The organism is Halalkalibacter alkalisediminis, from assembly GCF_028610705.1.
In the GTDB taxonomy this organism is placed as follows: domain Bacteria; phylum Bacillota; class Bacilli; order Bacillales; family Bacillaceae_D; genus Halalkalibacter; species Halalkalibacter alkalisediminis.
On record NZ_JAQQWT010000009.1, the window covers coordinates 26,787 to 47,948 of the forward strand.

Genomic DNA, 21,162 nt, shown 5'->3' on the forward strand with positions numbered 1-21,162 from the left:
TGGAGGTAGGAAGATTGCCGATTCGTATTTTAATTGTAGATGACCATCATGTCGTAAGAAAAGGTCTTGTTTATTTTTTAGCGACAGTGGAAGACATTGAAGTGATCGCTGAAGCAAGTAATGGAGAAGAAGCCCTTAAAAAGTATAAACAAGCGCGACCTGATCTCGTACTTATGGATTTAGATATGCCTGTCATGGATGGAATTGAATGCACAAAGAAGATAATAGAAATGGATGAAACGGCTGTTATTCTTATCCTTACGAGTTTTACCGACCAAGATCATGTGATTCCAGCTCTAGAAGCTGGTGCGCTTGGGTATCAGCTGAAGGATATTGAACCAGAGCAATTAGTTGAAACCATTCAAGCCGTTTATCATGGAGAAAATAGATTACATGAGAAAGTGACGAAGCACCTATTAACTCGGATATCAAAAACATATACCAATGAACAGAATCGTCTGAACCGTCTTACAGAAAGAGAACGTGATGTTCTGATCGAGGTGACCAAGGGCTATAGCAACAAGGAAATTGGCGAAAACCTTCACATTTCTGAAAAAACAGTAAAGACACATATGTCGAACTTACTTGCAAAGCTTGAGCTTGCAGATCGAACTCAAGCCGCTGTTTTTGCGTTAAAACATCAGCTGAAGAAGAAATAAAGGTCGAACCCATTTAACTATACATTTAGAAATGAATCAACAAAAATGATTTTGCTGATTAGAGACGGCTAAGCCGTTTTTTTTTTTTGAAATTTATGTAACTTTTTCGATGTGAAACCGTGGATGTAGGGAAGGAGGTTTCGATGAGAAAGAATTTAGATTTAGAACAAATTTACCTGCTTTATATGGAGGATTTATATCGTTCATTCCCTTTGTAAACATGAACAATTGAGCGAGGATGTTGTTCAAGAGACATTCTACCCGGGCCTACCTTTATTTAGAAAGCTATCAGGGAGAGGAAGATAAAGCCTTGGTTATTTAAGGTTTCTTATCATACATTCGTTGACTATGGGTGAAGTTTAAAATGGAATGCTTATATAGGGTGATTGTTCAAAACACAAGAGGAAGTTGAAATGGAAGAGCACCTTGAAACATGTGTTAATTGTAAAAGTTTACTAGATGAAGAGCTAAAGGGGCAAGATGTTTTATTACATGACCAGAATCAACTTAATAAGCAAGAAGATGCTGTGTAGATTTCTGGAACTGGTATTCTACTCCTTCAAGTGGAACGATTTATAATTAAACTTAAATTGGAAGAAGAGCGCTTGTAGAAACGAGCGCTCTTCTTAACGTTTTTCTATTAATTCAATCAGTAGGCCATTGAATTGAAAGAAAGCGATTTTCCAAGTATCTATCTCATAAGGACCTTCTACAAGAGGGAAGTAAGTATGGTTGTAAATTCGCGACCTCATAGGCGATATGAAAGTATGGAACGGATGTCTCCTCGTCGCTGATCCAGTTCAACTCTCGTCTCTCTTTTTTTCAAGAATACCATTTCTTCATTCATAGAGGTAAAAGCTCGATCAAACTCCCAGCCTAGTTGTTCCTCAAATAGCTGCTTTGCTTCAGATAAGCTCTCGACATAAAAGCCAATATGATGGAATTTTAATTTACTGATCCAGACGCAGCAATAAATTCATATCACCGAATTCATGCCATAAATACCCTTGATGAATCGCTTCCTGATAAGTGCTGAGCAAATGGCTTGAATGGATAAAAGCAGAGAGCATGTCAAGATGACTCGCTTCAGTCTCGTGAAAGCCTGTCAATAAACCATCAACGACATGTAAGAGAGAATCTTCCTTAATATGAAGTGTCGTCTCCCCAGTAACTGGGTGAAGCACAGCATTGGCATCTACCGCACTTTCAAGAGCACGAACAACCGTCGTTCCCACTGCAATGACTTTCGATCCTCTCGCTTTGGCTGCTTCAATAAGATTTACAACCTCACTAGAAACAGAAAAACGCTCAGGATGCTTGGATGGCTCTGGCCAACGATTATCCCCGTAATAACTCAAACCAGTGTGAAGCTGGATAAACCCGATTTCAATCCCCTCCTTCTGTAATTTAGCGAGCATCTTCCAGGAAAGAGCGCGTCCGGCAGACGGCATTTCAATAGAACCTGGTACGGAGCTAAACACGGTCTGATACGCATCAATCGGCCATTCCTTTTTAATATACTCATACCTGATAGGAGAACCAAATTGATAGAGGAACTCATAGAAGTCGTCCCCACTAACGGAAAATTGAATACTCACCAAAGGGGTTTCTAGATTCTTCCTCATGACAAGTCCCTTCACATGATTCGGAAAAGAAAGGGTGTCACCGATATTAGGTTGGGTACCAATAATGAGGGCTTCCCATGTATTGGATGTGACTTTTCTTGCAAGCCGAACTTCAACTTGGTTAACTGTATAGAGGACAGCTGGTATCGTTCGACTGTTATTTAAAATGAGCACATCTCCTTTTTGAAGGTACCGATCTAAGTTCACAAATGACTGGTGAAAGCATTCACCGCTCAATCGGTCTTGAACAAGTAACCTCACAGCCTCTCTTTTATTAAGATAATATTCAGCAGGTGTGTCTGCATGTAAGGTTGAAGGAATTTGAAAAGGGTAAGCTAAATGATTCATCTTGCTTCCTCCTTCTTTGAGAACGCTTGAGCTTGAAAACGTTGTCCGTTTATTTCTTTTGCAGCATCTGAAGCTAAATAACTAAATACATCAATTACGTCTTTTGGCTGAGCCAGCTCATAATCACAATCAGGAACAGCAATTTGGTGCATAACCGTATCCATCTCACCTGGGTCGACTAAATTGATCCGTACGCCGGTTGAATCTAGTTCATCTGCCCACACCTGCGTCATGCCTTCAACAGCAAACTTTGAGACAGCATAAGCTCCCCATTCGGCATAACCTGTTTGGCCAACTTCGGATGTTAGGTTTATAATACTCCCAGTACCTCTTGCTAACATTCCTGGTAAGACTCGTTTTGTAACAAGGAAGGGATTAAGAAGATTGACATCTAGAACCTTTTTAAATTCGTATTCTGGATAATCGCTTAAATAAAGAGGACCAGGTCCGAAAATCGAAGCGTTGTTAATTAAAATATCGATCTGTCCAAAATGATGTTCCGTAATGGATACAAACCGTTCTACATCAGCTTGATTAGAGACATCAGCTGTGACTGCAACGACTTCTGCACCTAATTGTTCGGCTTCTCTTTGAACCGCCTGGATCTCCAGTGCGTTCCTAGAGCATATGGCTAGGTTTGTACCTTGCTTTGCAAAATAAAGGGCTAGGGTTTTGCCAAGACCTCGAGATGCACCCGTAATCATCATAACGTTTGAATGTTTCATTGTGACAGCTCCTTTGTTCACTTGATACCTTCATTTTACGGTCAGAAGATAAATCGGACATCGAGAGCTAGGATGAACATATCTACAACTTTTGGAGTAGATGAAATAACGAAAGGTAGGTGAGAGCGTTTGTTTGATTATTTTTTTATAGGAATCATGCTACTTAGCATCATGACTGGATTAATTGTAGTAGCGATTGTTCTAAAATTTAAAAGAAAAAGAAGATTTGATGTCGCGAAAATTACCCTTTCGGACATCGATCAAATGACAGGTCATGAGTTTGAAGAGTACTTGTATGTGTTGATCAAAGCATTGGGCTATGAGACGTATTTAACAAAAAAAAGCCGAGATTTTGGTGCTGATTTGCTTTTTCGCGACGGAACGGGTCAGTTAACCGTTGTACAAGCGAAACGACTTTCAGAAAAGCTTGGTCTTGATGCGGTTCAAGAAATTTATACCGCTCAAGCCTATTATCTAGCAGAAAAAGCGCTGATCATCACCTCTGCTGAGCAGGCCTCTGAGCCGTGTCGGAAATTAGCCGCTGCTACAAAGGTAAAGATTATTGACCGAGAACAGCTCAGTCAAATCATTAAGCTGTTTAAACGGAATCGGTTTGACGAGGCGCAAGAACTCATTGAAGAATTGTTTGAATGGGTTGATTTCAAAGCCGAAGATAGTATTGAAGTGATTGAATCAAAAAGAGGACTTGTACAGGCCGGTGAATATTTTTATAAAAGGCCGTCTAATCCGAAGCAGAGTAGGGCGGAATAGGACATCTCTATCGGAACATATGCTTCGATATGGGGGTGTGCTATGCTAAAGGCAATTGATTGGCAAATGGTCGCATTTGTAGGAGGATCATTATTGCAAGAGTACCTTCGCTTTCAGCATTTACCGCGCGTTTATTATTTTGTAGAAAAGAACCAAAAAGATGAAGATGACGATGACCGAGCCGCCTAAAGGTTCGGTTGTTTTTTATCATGAACGAAAAAAGCTGCAAATTTATATGTAGGTAAAGGTTACCTACATATATTCACATAAGATTGATAGCACAAATTTTTTTATTGACAATGTTAGTAACTAACATACAAAAGCCTTTATTTGTTCAATAATTAGATCTTACACAAACGGAGGGATATCATTGTTCAAGCGCTGTTTCTGGTCAAGATGCAGAATTAAACGGAGTGAAGCGAGTCTTCGATGGGACACAGACGATGACTGTTTATAAATCAATTGATCTAATTGCCAAAAGAGCAGCAGCAGTAGTTATGCAAGTCGCCACAAAAGAGACGGTAGAAACCAATCAAACCGTTGACAACGGGAAAGCGGAAATTCCGTCTTTTCTCCTTGAACCTATTTCAGTTACAAAGAGCAATATAAAAGAAACCGTGATAAAAGATGGTTTCTTATCAGAGAAAGATATTTTTAATTAAATGTTAGTTTAACTAATCCGCCTTGCTTTAAGGGCGGATATTTTTTGTCTTCTAACATGGTAATTTTCGTATATTTCATTATCAAAATGAAACAAAGGCTTGATCTGCTTATTTACTAGCAAGCCTTTGATAAGATTGAGTAGTTGAATGAATCTAGATTAAGGTTTTCGAATGGATCGTATTACTTATTTTAGCAATAATCGATTCTACTGCTTGTTCATCTTTGATCAAGTCATAATCCTGAATATTCAAACGAAGGACAGGACAGGATGAAAATTGAGAAATCCACTCCTCATAACGGCCGTGCATTTCTTCCCAATAAGCAGTTGGAGTGTTTTGCTCCATTTCACGCCCACGCTCCTGAATTCGTCCAATGATGTGATCAAGACTTCCCTCAAGGTAAATCAATACATCAGGGTGTGGGAAGTAAGGTGTCATAACCATCGCATCAAAAAGGCTCGTGTAGGTTTCATAATCGACCTTTGTCATCGTTCCTTTATCAGCATGCATTTTGGCAAATATCCCCGTATCCTCGTAGATGGAGCGATCTTGAACGAATCCACCACCAGTCTCAAACATGTTCTTTTGTTCTTTAAAGCGTTCTGCTAGAAAATAAATTTGCAAATGGAAGCTCCAACGTTCAAAGTCCGCATAGAACTTGTTCAAATAAGGGTTGTGATCGACATTTTCAAATGATGTGTGAAAGCCAAGTGCGTTTGCGAGAGCTCTAGTCATCGTTGACTTCCCGACTCCAACCGTACCGGCAATGGTAATAATAGCATTTTCTGGGATGTTGTAATTAGCGCGTAGGTTCAAAACATGTCGCTCCTTTTGGCCATTCATGATCTAACATAGAAAGGATGGTTTTTAAATCGTCTGGATTTCTTACAAAATCAAATTCATCACCGTTAATCCGAATAATAGGCGTATTAGGATATAGGGTAGCCCAGTTAGACATCGCCGTCTCATAATCCGCAGATAGTTGTTTGAGATAACGGGGGTCCATTTTCTGTTCCATTTCTCTGCCTCTTAATTCAATGCGACTAAGAAGAGTAGGGAGACTGGCATGCAAGTAGATGATTAAGTTTGGCTTTGGCATATCGGCTGTTAGAATATCATAGATGTTTTTATATTTGGCATATTGATCAGTTGTAAGGGTACGTTCTGCGAAAATGATATTTTTATAAATATGGTAATCGGCTACAGCTGGGATGTTTTTATTTAGAAACTTTTGTTTAATATCTTCTAATTGCTTATAGCGATTACATAGAAAGAACATCTCTGTTTGAAAACTCCATTCCTCAATATTTTCATAAAACTTTGTTAGGAATGGGTTTTCATCAACGATCTCTTTTAAAAGATGGTATTGATAATGAGCAGAAATGGCTTTCGCTAGTGAAGTCTTTCCGACTCCAATCGGCCCTTCTACCGCAATAAAGGGAATATCGTTCATATGGCTGAGCCTCCTTTTAGACATAATGAGATCAGGCCCCTCTTAGAAGAGGGGTCTGATCATAGGGCTTTCTATACGAGCTTGGTTGTCCAGGATTCACAGTTCCAAACCTCTGTCACAACGTCTTGGTAAAATTCGGGTTCATGACTGATGAGAAGAATGCTACCTTTATAAGCGTTTAGGGCACGTTTAAGTTCTTCTTTAGCGTCAACGTCTAGATGATTGGTCGGTTCATCTAGAACGAGAATATTCGTTTCGCGGTTAATTAATTTACATAGTCTTACTTTTGATTTTTCTCCACCACTTAAAACGACAATTTTACTCTCAATGTGCTTCGTTGTTAATCCACATTTGGCAAGCGCAGAACGAACTTCCGCTTGAGTAAGAGAAGGGAACTCTTGCCACACTTCTTCTATGCACGTTCGGTCTGGTGACTTGGCTTCTTGTTCAAAGTAACCTACTTCTTGATAGTCGCCGCGTTCCACTGTACCTGAGACAGGTCGATTGATCCCAAGAATGCTTTTAAGTAAAGTTGTTTTTCCGATTCCGTTCGCACCGACTAACGCAATTTTCTGTCCGCGTTCCATTTTTAAATTAAGAGGGCGAGAAAGCGGTTCATCATACCCGATAACAAGGTCTTTCGTCTCAAAGATAAGCTTACTCGTTGTCCGAGCTTCTTTAAAGTTAAATTGCGGCTTTGGTTTTTCATGCGCAAGCTCAATCATGTCCATCTTATCAAGCTTTTTTTGTCGTGACATCGCCATGTTTCGAGTGGAAACACGTGCTTTGTTCCGAGCAACGAAGTCTTTAAGCTGGGCCACTTCTTGCTGTTGTCTCTTATAAGCTGCTTCTAGTTGTTGTTTCTTCATTTGATGGACTTCTTGGAAATGCTCATAATCACCGACATAACGGTTAAGTTCTTGATTTTCCATATGATAGATCAAGTTAATAACGCTATTTAAGAACGGAATGTCATGAGAAATTAAAATAAAGGCATTTTCATATTCTTGTAAATACCGTTTTAACCATTCAATGTGCTGTTCATCTAAATAGTTAGTAGGCTCGTCCAAAAGAAGAATATCAGGCTTTTCTAATAGTAATTTGGCAAGTAGCACCTTCGTTCGTTGACCACCACTCAAGTCAGTTACATCACGATCAAGTCCAACATCGTCTAGACCGAGTCCACGTGCTGTTTCTTCGACTTTTGCATCAATGGTATAGAAATCGTTATTCGTTAATGTATCTTGAATGATTCCGACTTCTTCAAGCATTTTCTCAAGCTGTTCAGGAGTAGCATCACCCATCCTGTCATACATCGATGTCATTTCCGCTTCTAAATCAAACATATATTGGAAGGCGCTTTTTAACACATCACGCATCGTCATTCCACGTTCAAGAACCGTGTGTTGATCCAAGTAACCAACACGGACCTTTTTCGACCATTCTACTTTTCCTTCATCTGGCATTAATTTGCCAGTGATAATATTCATAAATGTTGATTTTCCTTCACCATTGGCTCCAATTAAACCAATATGCTCTCCTTTTAGTAACCGGAAAGACACATCATGAAAAATGGCTCGATCGCCAAAGCCATGGCTTAAGTTTTTCACCGTTAACACACTCATGTAAAACACCTATCCTCTAATAAAGTGGGTACTTTTTTACTTTTCTCATCTTATCATAAGAAAGTGTAGATGTCTGTTTCAAATTCGATTAAATAATGGAGGAATATTCCTGTATTCCCCACTTATACGAATGGTTATGGTAAGGTTATTTCAAGATTAATGGAGGTGTCGAAGTTGGAGTTGTATAAATGGAGAAGAAATGAACAAATCCTGGTCAATGTTCTTTCGCTGTCGGTCATTCTCGTTCTTCTAGCTGTGATGTACCTTAATTCAATCTTTAACCCTGTGTATTTTTTGATTATATTTATTAATGGTCTTCATGCGACCTTCATTTGGCTTGATATGAGTGGTAGGCAATGGAGGTTATTCAAATGGTTAGTCGAGTTACGGACATATGAAAAACAGAAATGGGGGTCGGAGTGGTTTGAGCAAAAACAAAGTCCGTTCACATCAATGATCTTTAGTGTTTGTCTTTTTATCTTGATTTTTTTGCTACAAGAGGAGTCTAGCAGCTCTACAGATTTAACTTTTTTGCATGGTTTGCATGGGGGATTATAGTTCAACTCTTTTCATTTTGAACTTGCAGCTTTATTTTCACTGCTGTAAAATTGACAAACTCCAAGCTACTATTTTACAACGAAAGCTAAGAGAGGAAAGGATTGCACAAAGAATTATGGATCATTTTCTTGTGTATAGCTGGAATTTTTATTTTTTAATGAAAATTTGATTAAAGAAATTTGTCAAATGCAAAGGAATCAAAGGTGAAACTGTAGAATAGTTAGTATTGACCTAAATGCGGCAACAGAATTAAATGGAGGTAGTGTGTAATTAGGAAGGAAGTGTAAAGAGTGAGTGAAAGATTTAATGAAGTAATTGAACGACGTGGAACAGATTCTTTGAAGTGGGATATGACCAAACAACGTTTCGGTGGTGAAAATCTTTTGCCGATGTGGGTAGCGGATATGGATTTTCGAGCACCGCAAGAAGTACTTGATGCGCTACATGAAAAAGTGGAGCATGGGATATTCGGTTATCCTGCACATTCTGAAACCGTTGATCAAGCCGTTCAAAGTTGGTTAAAGCGAAGATACGATTGGACGATAGATACGAATACTCTTATATATACAGCTGGGATTGTCCCGACAATCAGTTATATTATTCAAGCATTTACGGAGCCTGGTGATCAGGTGATCATCCAAACACCTGTGTATTACCCGTTCTACGATGTGGTAAATAAAAATAATCGTGAACTTATCAGAAATCCTCTTGCTTTTGATGGAGATCATTATGACATGGATCTAGAGCATCTAGAGTCTGTAATTACAGAAAAAACAAAGATGATTGTCCTATGTCACCCTCACAATCCAGTTGGTCGTGTTTGGAAACGAGAGGAACTAGAGGCGTTAGCTCAAATTTGTAAAAAGCATGACTTATTCGTCGTATCCGATGAAATTCACGCTGATCTACTTTTTAATGGTGAAAAACATATTCCATTTGCATCTGTGAGCAACGAGGCAGCTGAGCGAACGTTCACCTGTTTAGCTCCTAGTAAAACGTTCAACTTAGCTGGAATACAAACTTCATATGTGGTGGTTGAAAATGAAGAGTTGCGTACGAAACTAAGAAACCATTTGGCGAATTCATTTGCCAACATGACAAACTCATTTGCAGAAGTCGCAACAGAAGCCGCTTATAATCATGGAGAAGAATGGTTAGATGAGTTAATGGTTTATGTTGAAGCTAATTTTCAATATGTTCGAAGATATGTAGAAGAGCATATGCCTAAGCTACGAGTGATGGATTCTGAAGGCACATATCTATTATGGTTAGAGTGTTCTAAGTTACCATTAACACCAGCAGAGCGAAAGAAATGGCTGATTGAAGAAGCACAAGTGGCTTTAAATCCTGGTTCGATTTTCGGTGAAGAAGGAAAGAGTTTTGAGCGAATTAATTTAGCCTGTCCAAGAGCAACATTACAAGAAGGATTAGAGCGGATTAAAAGGGCTTATGATAAGCGTGGATTTTAAATTTTTTATAAGTGCGGTGAAAGTAGGAAATGGATAGGCTGGAATACACTGTGTTACTAGAAGCGTATGAACAAGCAATGGCATTAAACCTTGAAGAGGACTTTATTCAATTATTAAAAGAAGAAATTCTCGATCGCCAAACGAATCATGTTAGAAAAAAGAAAAAAATGCCAGTATAAATAAAAGATGTAGAAGGGGATTTTTCCTTTCATATAGAAAGACATATATATCCAAAAAGTATGAGTCACACGTTCGTATAAATAATCGACAAAGGAGACATTTACTTTATGCCGATTGAAAACCTTTTTGAGGAACTTGTAAATGAATGTAAATGTAAGCTTGGGAGAGAACTAGCACGAGAAGAAGTGGAACTCATTAAGTGGATTCAAGAAAAGCATTATGAGACCTTTTTTGAAAGGGTTAAAAGTTCATAAAGAGAATGTTTTAGATTTTCTAACAATAGCTACTTCAATAAGCTAGTTAGGAAATCTTTTTTAATTGTTTTTTTGTGAAAAGGGCATGTGTATGCTTATAATAAATGAAAAGGAAAGGAGCGATTACGTATGAAAACATTTAAGCTCTATTCTCTCAGTTTGCTTGAAGGTAAGGATGGGAATGTCCATCAAAAAATGGTACCTATTGAAGACGGACTCATAATTAACATGGAAAATCAAAAACAAATGTGGTATATCGAGGCTGTGATTAGTCAAGAGTACAAAAAGTATTTTCAAGATGTTAAAACTCAAAAGGGACATATATTAGTGGATGTAGTTATTACCAGTAAAGATAACCATCCTGCTGCTATGATTACAAGTGTTCAAAGCATAACTGAATTAACGGATCAGAAGATAAGTATCTTGTTGGAGGCGAAACTTGCGTTAAAGAAAGATGATATTATTGAAGATGTGTTAAAGGATTTGGTGGGTCGTGGTTTTTCAAATGAAGCACTAGTGCAAGCATTTAGAAATGAAATGGAAACATTAGCTGCACATCCTACATCCGCGTTAAATACTATCTACCGATCCATCCAAGAAAGTGGGCTATATAAGTTGCAGTAAAATGAAAAAGCATCCATTTTTTGGATGTTTTTTTGCTTGATAAAGAAAATGAATTTGCAGCATTCATTGTAAGGTCATCGACAGGATACAACATTTTATTCGGTTCATCTGCTTCTAAAAAAGAAGGTTGCACCGTTTTCTTAAGGTATATTCCGTAAAGTGTTTCTCATACTAACAGAGTAATTATTTTTTATGTTAGGAACGGGGGAGCCTTACATGCAAGAAAAAGATAAGTGGGCGATATTCTCGATTTCTTCAATACCGTTAGTGATGACGTTAGGAAATTCAATGCTTATACCGGTGTTACCCGAAATTGAAAGAGAGCTTGGCATTAGTTCGTTCCAAGTAAGTATGTTGATCACGGTATACTCCATTGTCGCTATTATTTGCATTCCAATCGCAGGTTATATCTCAGATCATATTGGCAGAAAGAAAGTCATTATTCCAAGTTTAATCCTGGCTGGGTTGGGTGGCTTTATATCTGGATTTGCTGGCTGGCAAATGGAAAGCCCTTATGGAATTATGATTATTGGTCGTGTTTTACAGGGGATTGGGGCAGCTGGAGCCATGCCAATTGTATTGCCACTAGTTGGTGATATGTATCCAGACCAAAAAGATGTAAGTAAAGGGTTAGGTATGATTGAGACTGCAAATACATTGGGGAAGGTGTTAAGCCCTATCTTAGGAGCCGCACTCGCTCTTATTGTTTGGTATATGCCGCTTCTCTCCATTCCTGTTCTATGCTTAATCTCCATTCTGGCGATGCTTTTGTTAGTGAAAGAGGCACCAATGAGTGGCGAAGCCGTTGGGTTCAAACAGTTTTTCAAAAATACAAAAGTTATATTCAAGCGTGAAGGTCGGTGGTTGTATGCCGTTTTTGTAATTGGTGGAATCTTAATGCTTGTTATATTTGGCGTTCTCTTCTATTTATCAACCATGCTTGAAGATGAGTATCAAATAGATGGAATAAAAAAAGGGATTATCTTAGCGATCCCACTTGCCGCTTTATGTTTTTCTTCCTTTGCAACGGGGAAAGTAATCGGCCAAGACAAACAAAAAATGAAGTGGTTCACCGTTACAGGTTTAGTAATATTGACGTTAGCCATTTTTACTGTATCGTTTTCGAAAGATATTTATTTGTTGTTAACTTGCATTTTCGCAAGCGGTGTCGGAATTGGCATAGCCCTTCCTTGTTTAGATGCATTAGTAACGGAAGGAATTGAGATGGAACAGCGAGGAACAATTTCTTCTTTGTATAGTAGCATGCGCTTTCTTGGCGTTGCTGCTGGACCTCCACTATTTGCTGTTTTAATGAAGACATCCCATTTCTTTATGTTCTTTTCAAATTCCATCCTATGCGTTATCGCTGTTTTGATCGTTCTTCTGGCAATCAAACCAGAAGATCCTGTGAAACCAACTTGGGGATAAGTGTTTCGCTTCGTTAAAATCATCGGTATACTGATGATATAGATTAAGGGAGAGGCTGAGACCATGTATCTTTTTAAGGATTTTCACAATTGCGAGGTTAGGTTAACATTTGAACCTAATGAATGTACATCAGATCCTAAGCATGTATGGATTGTGTGTCGGTATTTAAATAGATGGTTGTTAACGAACCATTCAACAAGAGGCTTGGAATTCCCTGGTGGAAAAGTAGAAGAGGGAGAACGTTTAACAGAAGCAGCTGAACGTGAAGTCTGGGAAGAAACAGGTGCAACCATCAAATCGTTGCATTTCATTGGTCAGTATGAGGTGAGATCTGATCGTACTAGCTTTCAGAAAGCTATTTATTTTGCTGAAATCTCTTCTCTAACGGAGAAGGGCACGTACCTCGAAACAGATGGACCGATTTTACTACAGGAATTACCTGCTAATATAAGGGAAAACGATTCATTTAGCTTCGTCATGAAAGATGAGGTCCTTCCCTACACATTAAAACAGATAGCTAAGAAACAACTGATATAGTTGTTTCTTGGCTTAGTTTTATTGAAACTTTGATGAAAATAGTGACACTGGGCTCCACGCACTCCACACGCTACGCGCCCACGCCAAGAAGAGCGCTTGGAGTGGGCTTAAAGGCAGGCAGCGGCTACGCTCAGTGCTTAGAGATATAAAAAAAGGTGAAGTGCGACCTTTTTTTATATCTCTAAAATCGTTTTAGCAGTCGTTTTTCCATTAGTTCGACTGCTTTATACATGATCGTGGCTAGGATGGCTATTACTAATAGGCTCATAATCACTAAGGTGAAATTGAATACTTGGAAACCATAGATGATTAGATAGCCGAGTCCTTGCTTTGAGACAAGAAATTCTCCTACAATGACACCGACCCAGGCTAATCCCACATTAACTTTTAATGTGGAGATGATGGTCGGTAACGATGCGGGAAAAATGACAAAGCGGAATGATTGTTTTTTGGAAGCTCCAAACGTATTCATGACAGTTAGGTAATTTGAGTCTACTTCCCGAAACGCCGTATAAACGACCATGGTTGTAATAATAACGGAAATAAGAGCTCCCATAGCGATGATCGAAGTAAAACCTGGTCCAAGTCCTACGATTAAAATGGGACCGAGTGCGACTTTGGGCATTGAATTTAAGACGACTAAATAAGGATCTAACACTTTTGAGATAAAGCGAGACCACCACAATACGGCGGCAAGAAGGGTTCCGATTCCAGTTCCTAGCATGAACCCAAGTAACGTTTCAAATAAAGTTACTGAAGCATGGGTAAATAAAGAACCATCACTAAGTCTTGTAAATAAAAGGTCCCAAACTCGAGAAGGCATGCTAAACAATAATGGATCAATCCAACGTTGTCTAGCTGCAAGCTCCCAAAATGCAAAGAAGGAGAGCAAAATTCCAAGCTGAACAGTTAGAACGCGTCTACGTTCTCGCCGAAGTGAGGTGATGTATTCTTTGTGTAGTGTTTCAAGTTGCTGCTGCAAGTCTTTCCATCTCCTTCCAAATGATTTGGAATTGCTCATTAAAATGTTGATGTTGTCTGGCATCGAATGGCAAAATGTTTGCCATGTCTTTTGGAATTTCAAAGACTCTATGAATTCGTCCAGGTCTAGGAGAAAGTAAAACGACACGATCAGACATGGCAATGGCTTCGCCGATATCGTGAGTCACGAGGATAGCTGTTTTTCTCTCGGATTTTAATGTGTGGAAAACTAGGTCCTCTAATTTTAATTTCGTTTGATAGTCGAGTGCGGAAAAGGGCTCATCAAGTAACATGAGAGAGGGGTTAGTGGCTAGCATACGGACAAGGGCGACTCGTTGGCGCATTCCTCCAGATAGTTGATTAGGGTATAAATCTTTTTTATCTCCAAGGCCGAGTTGCTGTAGCCAATTCAACGCATCTCTTCTAGTTGATTCGCTATATGTTCTCCGGATCTTTAAACCGAGCATTAAATTATCTTCAATCGTTCTCCAAGGAAATAAATAATCTTGCTGGAGCATATATCCAATCGCTGCATTGGACTTTTTTATTTCTTGATCTCCAAGCGTAATTTGACCAGATATAGGAGAAAGAAGACCTCCAATGAGTGAAAGTAAAGTCGTTTTTCCACAGCCGCTTGGGCCGAGGATGGAGACGAACTCTCCATCCTCGATTGAAAGTGAAATGGAATCTAGAGCTAAAGTCGTTTCACGTTTTGTAACGTAACCCATTGAGACATTTGATAATGTTAAAGTGGACATAGCTTTCTGCCTCCTATTTTAGTACACTCTCAGCAATAGACGTATTCACTAGTTCTGTATAATCAACTTGCTGAGGGAGCTCACCAGCTTCATCCATAATCAGCTGTAAATTTTCCCATGCCTCAGGTTGAAGAAGTGGGGAGGTGGCATATGAACCTTGAGACTTATAACGATCAACTACTTGAGCAACAAGTTCGACATCCGTATCTTCAAAAAAGTCAACGATCGCTTCAGCTACAACATCAACGGGTTGCTCATCGACCCATAGTTGAGCTTTCGTTAAGGCACGTGTGAACGCAATTAGTTTTTCTTCTTCCTTCTCAATATAGCTTTGTTTGGCCATGAAAACGGTATAAGGAACGTTTCCAGATTCAGTTCCAAAGGAAGCGACAATGTGACCGATCCCTTCGTTTTCAAACAGAGAAGCTTGTGGCTCAAATAATTGAACATAGTCACCAGTTCCTGAAGCAAAGGCACTTGGGATATTTCCGAAATCAATGTTCTGGATAAGGTTAAGGTCAGAATGCGGGTTAATCCCATGTTGTTTGAGTACGTGCTCGCCAACCATTTGCGGCATCCCGCCTGTGCGTTGCCCAAGGAATGTGCTGCCTTTTAGATCGTCCCATTCAAAAGAATCGAGTTGATCACGTGAGACAAGAAAGGTACCATCTGTTTGTGTCAGTTGAGCAAAGTTTATTGGAGGATCCGTCGCTTGTTGAGCGTAAACATAAATAGTGGTTTCTGCTCCTACTAAAGCAACATCAGCTCCACCAGATAAGAGAGAGGTCATCGTATTATCGCCACCCCAAGTGGTCGTCAGCTCGAGATCGATTCCTTCGTCCTCAAAGAAACCTTGGGAAATAGCAACATAGAATGGAGCGTAAAAAATTGATCTTGTTACTTCAGAAACGCGGATCGTTTCTTTGTTACTTCCTCCAAACGAACAAGCGCTAATGGCAACAATGAGAACGAGTGATAAGAGCAAAAGAAATGCTTTCTTTACAAGCTTCATAGTCTTCATCTCCTAAATTTTTATAAGTGGATGTGATAGTGTATGTTGGAGAATAAAAATGTGTGTTTGCCCATATTTAAATCGTTAAACGGACAAGGACTATTCCAATGGGAAAAAAACTACAGTGGAAGAAAGGATTATTTTAATGAAACGTCTGATTAAAAAACAAAGAATTCCGTCCCCTCATCCAAAGATTCAGCTTTATTTAATTACTTATATAAGCGATGGATTAAAGGTGAAAGGCTATATGGCTGTCCCATCATGGGGAGAGAAGTTGCCTGGATTGTTGTATTTACGCGGTGGCATAAAAAACGTAGGGATGGTTCGTATTCAACGAGTCATTCAATGGGCTGCAGAAGGCATGGTGGTAGTGGCCCCTTTTTATCGAGGGAACAAAGGTGGAGAAGGCCAGGAAGATTTTTGTGGAGAGGATCGCGAGGATGCTTTTTCAGCTTTTGATTTGTTAGCGAGCTTTGAAAAAGTCGACCTGAACTCCCTACACATTCTTGGCTTTTCAAGAGGAGGGGTGATGGCGCTATTAACCGCTGTGGCAAGACCTGAAGCAGCGACGGTGACCTGTTGGAACGGAGTGACAGACATGGTTCTTACCTATGAGGAAAGAGTGGATTTAAGAAGGATGATGAAGCGTGTCATTGGAGGGACACCCAATAAGTATCCAGTTCATTATCGGTGGAGAACTCCTTTGTTTTTTTTAGAAGAGATGAAAGCAAATGTCTTAATTATACATGGAGTTAAAGATGAACATGTTTCATTTAAGCATGCATATATGTTAGAACAAGTATGTCGTTATGCGGGACGAGAGGCGGAGTGTTGGTATTATGATGAGTTCGGCCATCACTTTCCAGCTTCAGATCAGAGGCAAATCTTATCAGAGGCAGCGGCATGGATGAAAAGGAAGAGAAATGGTTGAATGTGATTGGTATGTAGGAAATAGTTGTGACAAATACTATCGTTATCAATCTATAAGGAGTTGGTTGCGATGGAACGGTTTGAGAAAAAGACGATTACACTTTGTGATGTAAACGTTTATTGTGAATACATCTTGAATCATAAGCCACCTATCATCCTCATTCATGGATTTGTCTCTTCCATCTACACCTATCATCGAATGATTCCGTTGTTGTCCAAGCACTTCTCAGTCGTGGCAATCGATTTACCTGGTTTTGGAAAAAGTGAAAAATCGAAGTCATTTGTTTATTCTTATAAAAATTATGCGAATGTGGTTGCTGAATGTATTAAGTATTTTAACCTAAACGATGTAATTGTAGTGGGCCATTCAATGGGTGGTCAGATTGCCCTAAATACGGCTAGGGAAATTCCAGAGAAAGTATCTAAATTAATTTTGCTTTGTAGCTCTGGCTATGTAAAACGAGCACGTCGTTCCCTCATTTATTGTTCCTATCTCCCGTTTTTTAAGTATGGGGTCAAGCACTATATTCGTAGAAAAGATATTAAGAAGAGTTTAGAAAATGTGTGTTATAATCATGAATTCATTACAGATGAGCTGATGAATGAATTTGCTGCTCCCTTAAGGGACAAGGGGTTCCCTGTTGCACTTATGCGTTTACTTCGGTACCGAGAAGGGGATTTAACAGAGGAAGAGTTAAAGGAAATTAAAAAGCCAGTACTCTTAATCTGGGGAGAAGAGGATAAGGTCGTGCCCCTCCAAGTTGGAAAACGTCTAGTGCAAGATTTGCCTCAAGCACAGTTAGTCATCTATGAGAAAACAGGTCATTTAGTGACAGAAGAACAGTCAGAAGCTGTCTTTCATCAAATACTGTCCTACACCTCGTAGGGGAGGACAGTAGTACTATTTTTCTAGGATAACAAAAGGACAATAACGATGGAACTAACGGTTCCAATGAGAGCACCAATGATACAATCTGTTGGGTAGTGTAACCCAAGGTACATTCTTGAAATACCAACAAGCATGGCAAGCGGGAGTAAAGTAGGCATTAGCCACGGATAATAAATGGAAAATACAACAGCTATAGCAAAGGTCGCAGTCGTATGGCCTGAGGGGAAAGAATAATCTTTTAATGGATTTTGGCATGTATGCACGTCAGGTAGAATAATATAAGGACGTTTGCGACAAGAAAGTTTTTTAATGAGTTGTACAGCAACATGACTTGCCACGATGGAGAGAAGGGCAACGAAAGCAGAATCACGTACAGAGTTTGTAAAAAAGATCATGAGAAGAAACAGTAGCGATAATGAAAAGGTAGCTCCTCCAAGGTGCGTTAACTTGGGTAAGATGAAATCGAAAAAGCGACATCTCCATTGTTTATTTATGAGCATGAACATTCGGTTGTCGTAAACGGTTAGCCAGTTAACAAAACGGTTGATCGTAAACACCCCAATTCGTTAGGTATAATAATTTTATTATAATACATTTCTTTTGATTTTTTGTAACGATCATATAGCTTTTTTGTGAGAAACTTAACGTAACCTTTACAAGAATATTGTAAAAAACCTCGCTCTTTTTTCGTAAAGTTAAATAAAACAACTTTTACCGAAAAAGGAGAGAACAGGATGGTACGAGTGGCAATTTTCACCGATACTTATGCACCTGAAATCAATGGTGTTGCCAAAACGCTGGAGAGATTGACTCGTTATTTAGCCAAGAATCAAATGGAGTTTCGTGTCTTTGCGCCTGAAACAAAAGCGACTGTTCCTGGTGTTCGTCAGATCGAGCGTTTTGCTAGTATACCTTTTTTTCTTTACCCACAATGTCGAATAACCCTCTTAAACCCTCTACAAATCAATCAAACTTTAGAAGAGTTTCAACCAACCCTCATTCATGTAGCAACCCCTTTAAATCTAGGACTTTGCGGACTTTACTACGGAAAAAAACATCATATACCAATGGTGGCATCTTACCATACCCATTTCGATCAATATTTAAATTATTACAATGCGCTATTTTTTCAGCACTGGCTTTGGAAATATATGATTTGGTTTCATCGACCTTTTGAAAAAGTATTTGTCCCTTCCGAAAGTACGAAAAGTGAATTGTTGAAAAGAGGCGTTCACGAAGACATTGATCTATGGAAAAGAGGTGTCGATCACGGGCTCTATACTCCTGAGCGAAAAAGAAGTGAGATCAAACAAAAATATCAAATTAAAGAAGCAAAGGTTTTATTATTTGTTGGCAGAATTGCCCCTGAAAAAGATATCGATATAGTAATTGAAACCTTTGAAACGTTACCTGAAAACATAAAAAAAGATACTCATCTCTTAATTGTAGGAGACGGACCTCTCCTCAAGCCTTTAACGGAAAAAACGAACGATAAACCAATTACCTTTACCGGTTTTTTAGAAGGGGAAGAATTAGCCGACGTGTATGCGTCAAGTGACGTTTTTTTATTTCCCTCTTCAACTGAGACATTTGGAAACGTAGTGTTAGAAGCGATGGCTTCTGGTCTACCTGTTGTAGGGGCAAATGCTGGTGGGGTCAAACATTTAATAAAACACGGCGAGAACGGATTGTTATGCGAAAGGAAGCAAGTACAATCCTTCGCAAAGGAGACGTGCTTTTTATTAGAACATGAAACGATTCGAATGCAATTCGGATATCAAGCACGTCAGTATGCCTTGATGCAGTCGTGGGATGAGGTATTTGCTCAACTCATTCAAGGCTATCAAAGCGTGATTAAGCGTAGAAGGATCAATACCGCGTAAAAAAGCTAGCCACTTGCTTTTACACAGTGGCTAGCTTGGATTTCATTATTGTGGGCCTGCATTTTTAATTTTCTCGCTGACCGCGTTGAATTTCAAGAAGTTATCTTTGAAATTGGTAGCTAATTCTTTCGCTTTTGCATCATAGGCATCTTTATCTTCCCATGTGTCGCGAGGTTGTAAAACATGGTCAGGAACACCAGGGCAATGAGTAGGTATGTGTAATCCGAAAAATTCATCGGTCACCGTTTCGACAGAACGTAACTCACCTGATAAAGCCGCTTGAACCATAGCGCGAGTATATTTTAGGTTCATTCGATTTCCAACTCCGTAAGGACCACCAGACCAACCTGTGTTTACAAGGTATACGTTTACATCATGTTGATCAATTTTCTCGCCTAACATTTCAGCGTAACGTGCCGCTGGAAGAGGAAGAAATGGTGCCCCGAAGCAAGTAGAGAAAGTTGCCTCTGGAGAGGTAACGCCACGCTCCGTTCCTGCAAGCTTGCTCGTGTAGCCTGATAAAAAGTGGTACATAGCCTGCTCTTTAGTCAACTTGCTAATAGGAGGCAGGACTCCAAAGGCATCAGCCGTAAGGAAAATGATCGTATTAGGATGTCCAGATACACTTGGTGTTAAAGCATTTGGAATTAACTCAATCGGATAAGCGGCACGTGTATTTTCAGTTAAAGAAATATCATCGTAATTAGGTTGACCTGTTTGCGGATCAACAACGACATTTTCTAAAACAGAACCGAAGCGAATGGCATTCCAAATTTGTGGCTCCTTTTCTTGAGAAAGGTTCACACATTTTGCGTAGCAACCGCCTTCAATATTGAATACGCCATTGCTAGACCACCCATGTTCGTCATCTCCAATCAATGAACGATTTGGATCAGCTGATAAAGTGGTTTTTCCTGTGCCTGATAAGCCGAAAAATAAAGCAACATCACCTTCTCTTCCGGTATTAGCAGAACAATGCATAGAAAGAACATCTTGTTCTGGTAATAAGAAATTCATCACAGAGAAGATAGATTTTTTCATTTCACCGGCATATTCAGTCCCACCAATTAACACGACTCTTTCTTCAAAAGAAACAATGACAAACGCTTCTGAACGTGTCCCGTCCACTACAGGATCTGCTTTAAAGGTCGGGGCAGATACAATCGTGAAGGCGTTCTCTTCTCTTTTATCTTCTAGTCCATTTGGACGAATAAACAACTGACGGGCAAAAACTTGATGCCAAGCAAATTCGTTTATGACTTTTAAAGGTAAACGATAAGTTTGGTCCGCCCCAGCAAAGCCATCTGAAACAAAAAGCTCTTCTTTTTTTCCTAAATGTTCTAACACTTTTTGATAAAGCGCTGCAAACACTTCTTTTTCAATCGGTTGATTAACAGGTCCCCACTCAATTTTGTCAGTAATGCTAGATTCATTGACAATGAATTTGTCTTTAGGGGAACGTCCTGTATAGGCACCTGTTTCAACACTTAGTGCACCTGTTGACGTTAGGCTTCCTTCTCCGCGCATTAAAGATTTTTCGATAAGAGAAGAGATTGGTAGATTAAGTTGTACGTTATTCTGTTTCACTAAATTCTCTAACTCCGATTGTAGGCTAATCGTATTCATTGTCACAAAACCCTTTCCATAACAAGTATTTGTTACCTTTAGTTTATAATTCTTGTTTATTAGTATAACACATTAACATTAATAGTCTATACTATTAATGTTTTTTTTTGAGTGTGACATGTTCTTTTAAGAAAATGTGTTTACCTATGTTTTTTCTGTAGGGAG

The 21,162-nt window shown here is 39.2% G+C and carries 24 protein-coding genes; 14 read left to right on the forward strand and 10 right to left on the reverse strand.

Going from position 1 to position 21,162, the window contains the following annotated elements:
* The first annotated feature begins 14 nt into the window (after positions 1-14).
* Complete coding sequence (locus PQ474_RS14115; protein WP_273844439.1) at positions 15-659, forward strand: response regulator; 645 nt, start codon at positions 15-17, stop codon at positions 657-659.
* A 950-nt stretch (positions 660-1,609) separates the two neighbouring features.
* On the opposite strand, the gene PQ474_RS14120 is transcribed toward PQ474_RS14115, so the two are convergent.
* Positions 1,610-2,632 (reverse strand): S-adenosylmethionine:tRNA ribosyltransferase-isomerase, encoded by a 1,023-nt coding sequence (locus tag PQ474_RS14120; RefSeq protein WP_273844442.1) that lies wholly within the window; start codon positions 2,630-2,632, stop codon positions 1,610-1,612.
* Positions 2,629-3,357 carry an SDR family NAD(P)-dependent oxidoreductase gene (locus PQ474_RS14125; RefSeq protein WP_273844448.1) on the reverse strand — a complete coding sequence of 243 codons (729 nt, stop codon included), beginning with the start codon at positions 3,355-3,357 and terminating at the stop codon, positions 2,629-2,631. The genes PQ474_RS14120 and PQ474_RS14125 overlap by 4 nt, the downstream gene beginning before the upstream one ends.
* A gap of 129 nt (positions 3,358-3,486) precedes the next feature.
* On the opposite strand from PQ474_RS14125, the gene PQ474_RS14130 reads away from it, so the two are divergent.
* The 3 genes from PQ474_RS14130 to PQ474_RS14140 all read left to right on the forward strand — a co-directional run bounded on the left by PQ474_RS14130 (position 3,487) and on the right by PQ474_RS14140 (position 4,790).
* A complete protein-coding gene (locus PQ474_RS14130; RefSeq protein WP_273844452.1) occupies positions 3,487-4,128 on the forward strand; it encodes a restriction endonuclease in 642 nt (213 codons plus the stop codon).
* Positions 4,129-4,170: 42 nt separating this feature from the next.
* A complete protein-coding gene (locus PQ474_RS14135) occupies positions 4,171-4,317 on the forward strand; it encodes a hypothetical protein (protein WP_273844455.1) in 147 nt (48 codons plus the stop codon).
* Positions 4,318-4,541: 224 nt separating this feature from the next.
* Complete coding sequence (locus PQ474_RS14140) at positions 4,542-4,790, forward strand: substrate-binding domain-containing protein (RefSeq protein ID WP_273844458.1); 249 nt, start codon at positions 4,542-4,544, stop codon at positions 4,788-4,790.
* Positions 4,791-4,943: 153 nt separating this feature from the next.
* Here PQ474_RS14140 and PQ474_RS14145 read toward each other — a convergent pair whose 3' ends face one another.
* The 3 genes from PQ474_RS14145 to PQ474_RS14155 all read right to left on the reverse strand — a co-directional run bounded on the left by PQ474_RS14145 (position 4,944) and on the right by PQ474_RS14155 (position 7,868).
* The gene (locus tag PQ474_RS14145; protein ID WP_273844460.1) at positions 4,944-5,606 is read right to left on the reverse strand and encodes a deoxynucleoside kinase; all 663 of its coding nucleotides are present in this window, start codon (positions 5,604-5,606) and stop codon (positions 4,944-4,946) included.
* Positions 5,590-6,243, reverse strand: a complete 654-nt coding sequence (locus PQ474_RS14150) for a deoxynucleoside kinase (RefSeq protein WP_273844462.1) — start codon at positions 6,241-6,243, stop codon at positions 5,590-5,592. Before PQ474_RS14150 ends, PQ474_RS14145 begins: the two co-directional genes overlap by 17 nt.
* Before the next feature lie 71 nt (positions 6,244-6,314).
* The gene (locus PQ474_RS14155) at positions 6,315-7,868 is read right to left on the reverse strand and encodes an ABC-F family ATP-binding cassette domain-containing protein (RefSeq protein WP_273844464.1); all 1,554 of its coding nucleotides are present in this window, start codon (positions 7,866-7,868) and stop codon (positions 6,315-6,317) included.
* A 174-nt stretch (positions 7,869-8,042) separates the two neighbouring features.
* Here PQ474_RS14155 and PQ474_RS14160 point away from each other — a divergent pair, with 174 nt between their 5' ends.
* The 7 genes from PQ474_RS14160 (at position 8,043) to ytkD (ending at position 12,918) form a co-directional block, all read left to right on the forward strand.
* The gene (locus PQ474_RS14160; RefSeq protein WP_273844466.1) at positions 8,043-8,426 is read left to right on the forward strand and encodes a hypothetical protein; all 384 of its coding nucleotides are present in this window, start codon (positions 8,043-8,045) and stop codon (positions 8,424-8,426) included.
* Between the two features lie 290 nt (positions 8,427-8,716).
* Positions 8,717-9,895: a MalY/PatB family protein gene (locus PQ474_RS14165; protein ID WP_273844468.1), complete on the forward strand. Its 1,179-nt coding sequence runs from the start codon at positions 8,717-8,719 to the stop codon at positions 9,893-9,895.
* Positions 9,896-9,924: 29 nt separating this feature from the next.
* Complete coding sequence (gene sda, locus PQ474_RS14170) at positions 9,925-10,074, forward strand: sporulation histidine kinase inhibitor Sda (RefSeq protein WP_273844469.1); 150 nt, start codon at positions 9,925-9,927, stop codon at positions 10,072-10,074.
* Positions 10,075-10,182: 108 nt separating this feature from the next.
* Positions 10,183-10,329 (forward strand): hypothetical protein, encoded by a 147-nt coding sequence (locus PQ474_RS14175; RefSeq protein WP_273844471.1) that lies wholly within the window; start codon positions 10,183-10,185, stop codon positions 10,327-10,329.
* A gap of 129 nt (positions 10,330-10,458) precedes the next feature.
* Positions 10,459-10,953 carry a YwpF-like family protein gene (locus PQ474_RS14180; RefSeq protein WP_273844474.1) on the forward strand — a complete coding sequence of 165 codons (495 nt, stop codon included), beginning with the start codon at positions 10,459-10,461 and terminating at the stop codon, positions 10,951-10,953.
* 216 nt (positions 10,954-11,169) lie between these two features.
* A complete protein-coding gene (locus PQ474_RS14185) occupies positions 11,170-12,381 on the forward strand; it encodes a bacillibactin exporter BcbE (protein WP_273844475.1) in 1,212 nt (403 codons plus the stop codon).
* Positions 12,382-12,444: 63 nt separating this feature from the next.
* Positions 12,445-12,918: an RNA deprotection pyrophosphohydrolase gene (gene ytkD, locus PQ474_RS14190; RefSeq protein WP_273844477.1), complete on the forward strand. Its 474-nt coding sequence runs from the start codon at positions 12,445-12,447 to the stop codon at positions 12,916-12,918.
* A 181-nt stretch (positions 12,919-13,099) separates the two neighbouring features.
* Here ytkD and PQ474_RS14195 read toward each other — a convergent pair whose 3' ends face one another.
* Genes PQ474_RS14195 through PQ474_RS14205 form a run of 3 tightly spaced genes read right to left on the reverse strand, consistent with a single transcriptional unit; the run spans position 13,100 to position 15,669 of the window.
* Entirely contained in the window at positions 13,100-13,939 is an 840-nt protein-coding gene (locus PQ474_RS14195; protein WP_273844479.1) for an ABC transporter permease, read from the reverse strand.
* Complete coding sequence (locus tag PQ474_RS14200; protein ID WP_273844482.1) at positions 13,884-14,657, reverse strand: ABC transporter ATP-binding protein; 774 nt, start codon at positions 14,655-14,657, stop codon at positions 13,884-13,886. The genes PQ474_RS14195 and PQ474_RS14200 overlap by 56 nt, the downstream gene beginning before the upstream one ends.
* A 13-nt stretch (positions 14,658-14,670) precedes the next feature.
* Complete coding sequence (locus tag PQ474_RS14205) at positions 14,671-15,669, reverse strand: ABC transporter substrate-binding protein (RefSeq protein WP_273844484.1); 999 nt, start codon at positions 15,667-15,669, stop codon at positions 14,671-14,673.
* A 145-nt stretch (positions 15,670-15,814) separates the two neighbouring features.
* Here PQ474_RS14205 and PQ474_RS14210 point away from each other — a divergent pair, with 145 nt between their 5' ends.
* Positions 15,815-16,600, forward strand: a complete 786-nt coding sequence (locus PQ474_RS14210; protein WP_273844487.1) for an alpha/beta hydrolase family protein — start codon at positions 15,815-15,817, stop codon at positions 16,598-16,600.
* Positions 16,601-16,669: 69 nt separating this feature from the next.
* Positions 16,670-17,485 carry an alpha/beta fold hydrolase gene (locus PQ474_RS14215; protein ID WP_273844489.1) on the forward strand — a complete coding sequence of 272 codons (816 nt, stop codon included), beginning with the start codon at positions 16,670-16,672 and terminating at the stop codon, positions 17,483-17,485.
* 23 nt (positions 17,486-17,508) lie between these two features.
* Here PQ474_RS14215 and PQ474_RS14220 read toward each other — a convergent pair whose 3' ends face one another.
* Entirely contained in the window at positions 17,509-18,045 is a 537-nt protein-coding gene (locus tag PQ474_RS14220; RefSeq protein ID WP_273844491.1) for a phosphatase PAP2 family protein, read from the reverse strand.
* A gap of 177 nt (positions 18,046-18,222) precedes the next feature.
* Between PQ474_RS14220 and PQ474_RS14225 the strand changes: the two genes are divergently transcribed.
* Entirely contained in the window at positions 18,223-19,371 is a 1,149-nt protein-coding gene (locus tag PQ474_RS14225) for a glycosyltransferase family 4 protein (protein WP_273844493.1), read from the forward strand.
* Between the two features lie 45 nt (positions 19,372-19,416).
* On the opposite strand, the gene pckA is transcribed toward PQ474_RS14225, so the two are convergent.
* Positions 19,417-20,997: a phosphoenolpyruvate carboxykinase (ATP) gene (gene pckA, locus PQ474_RS14230; protein WP_273844496.1), complete on the reverse strand. Its 1,581-nt coding sequence runs from the start codon at positions 20,995-20,997 to the stop codon at positions 19,417-19,419.
* Between the last annotated feature and the right edge of the window lie 165 nt (positions 20,998-21,162).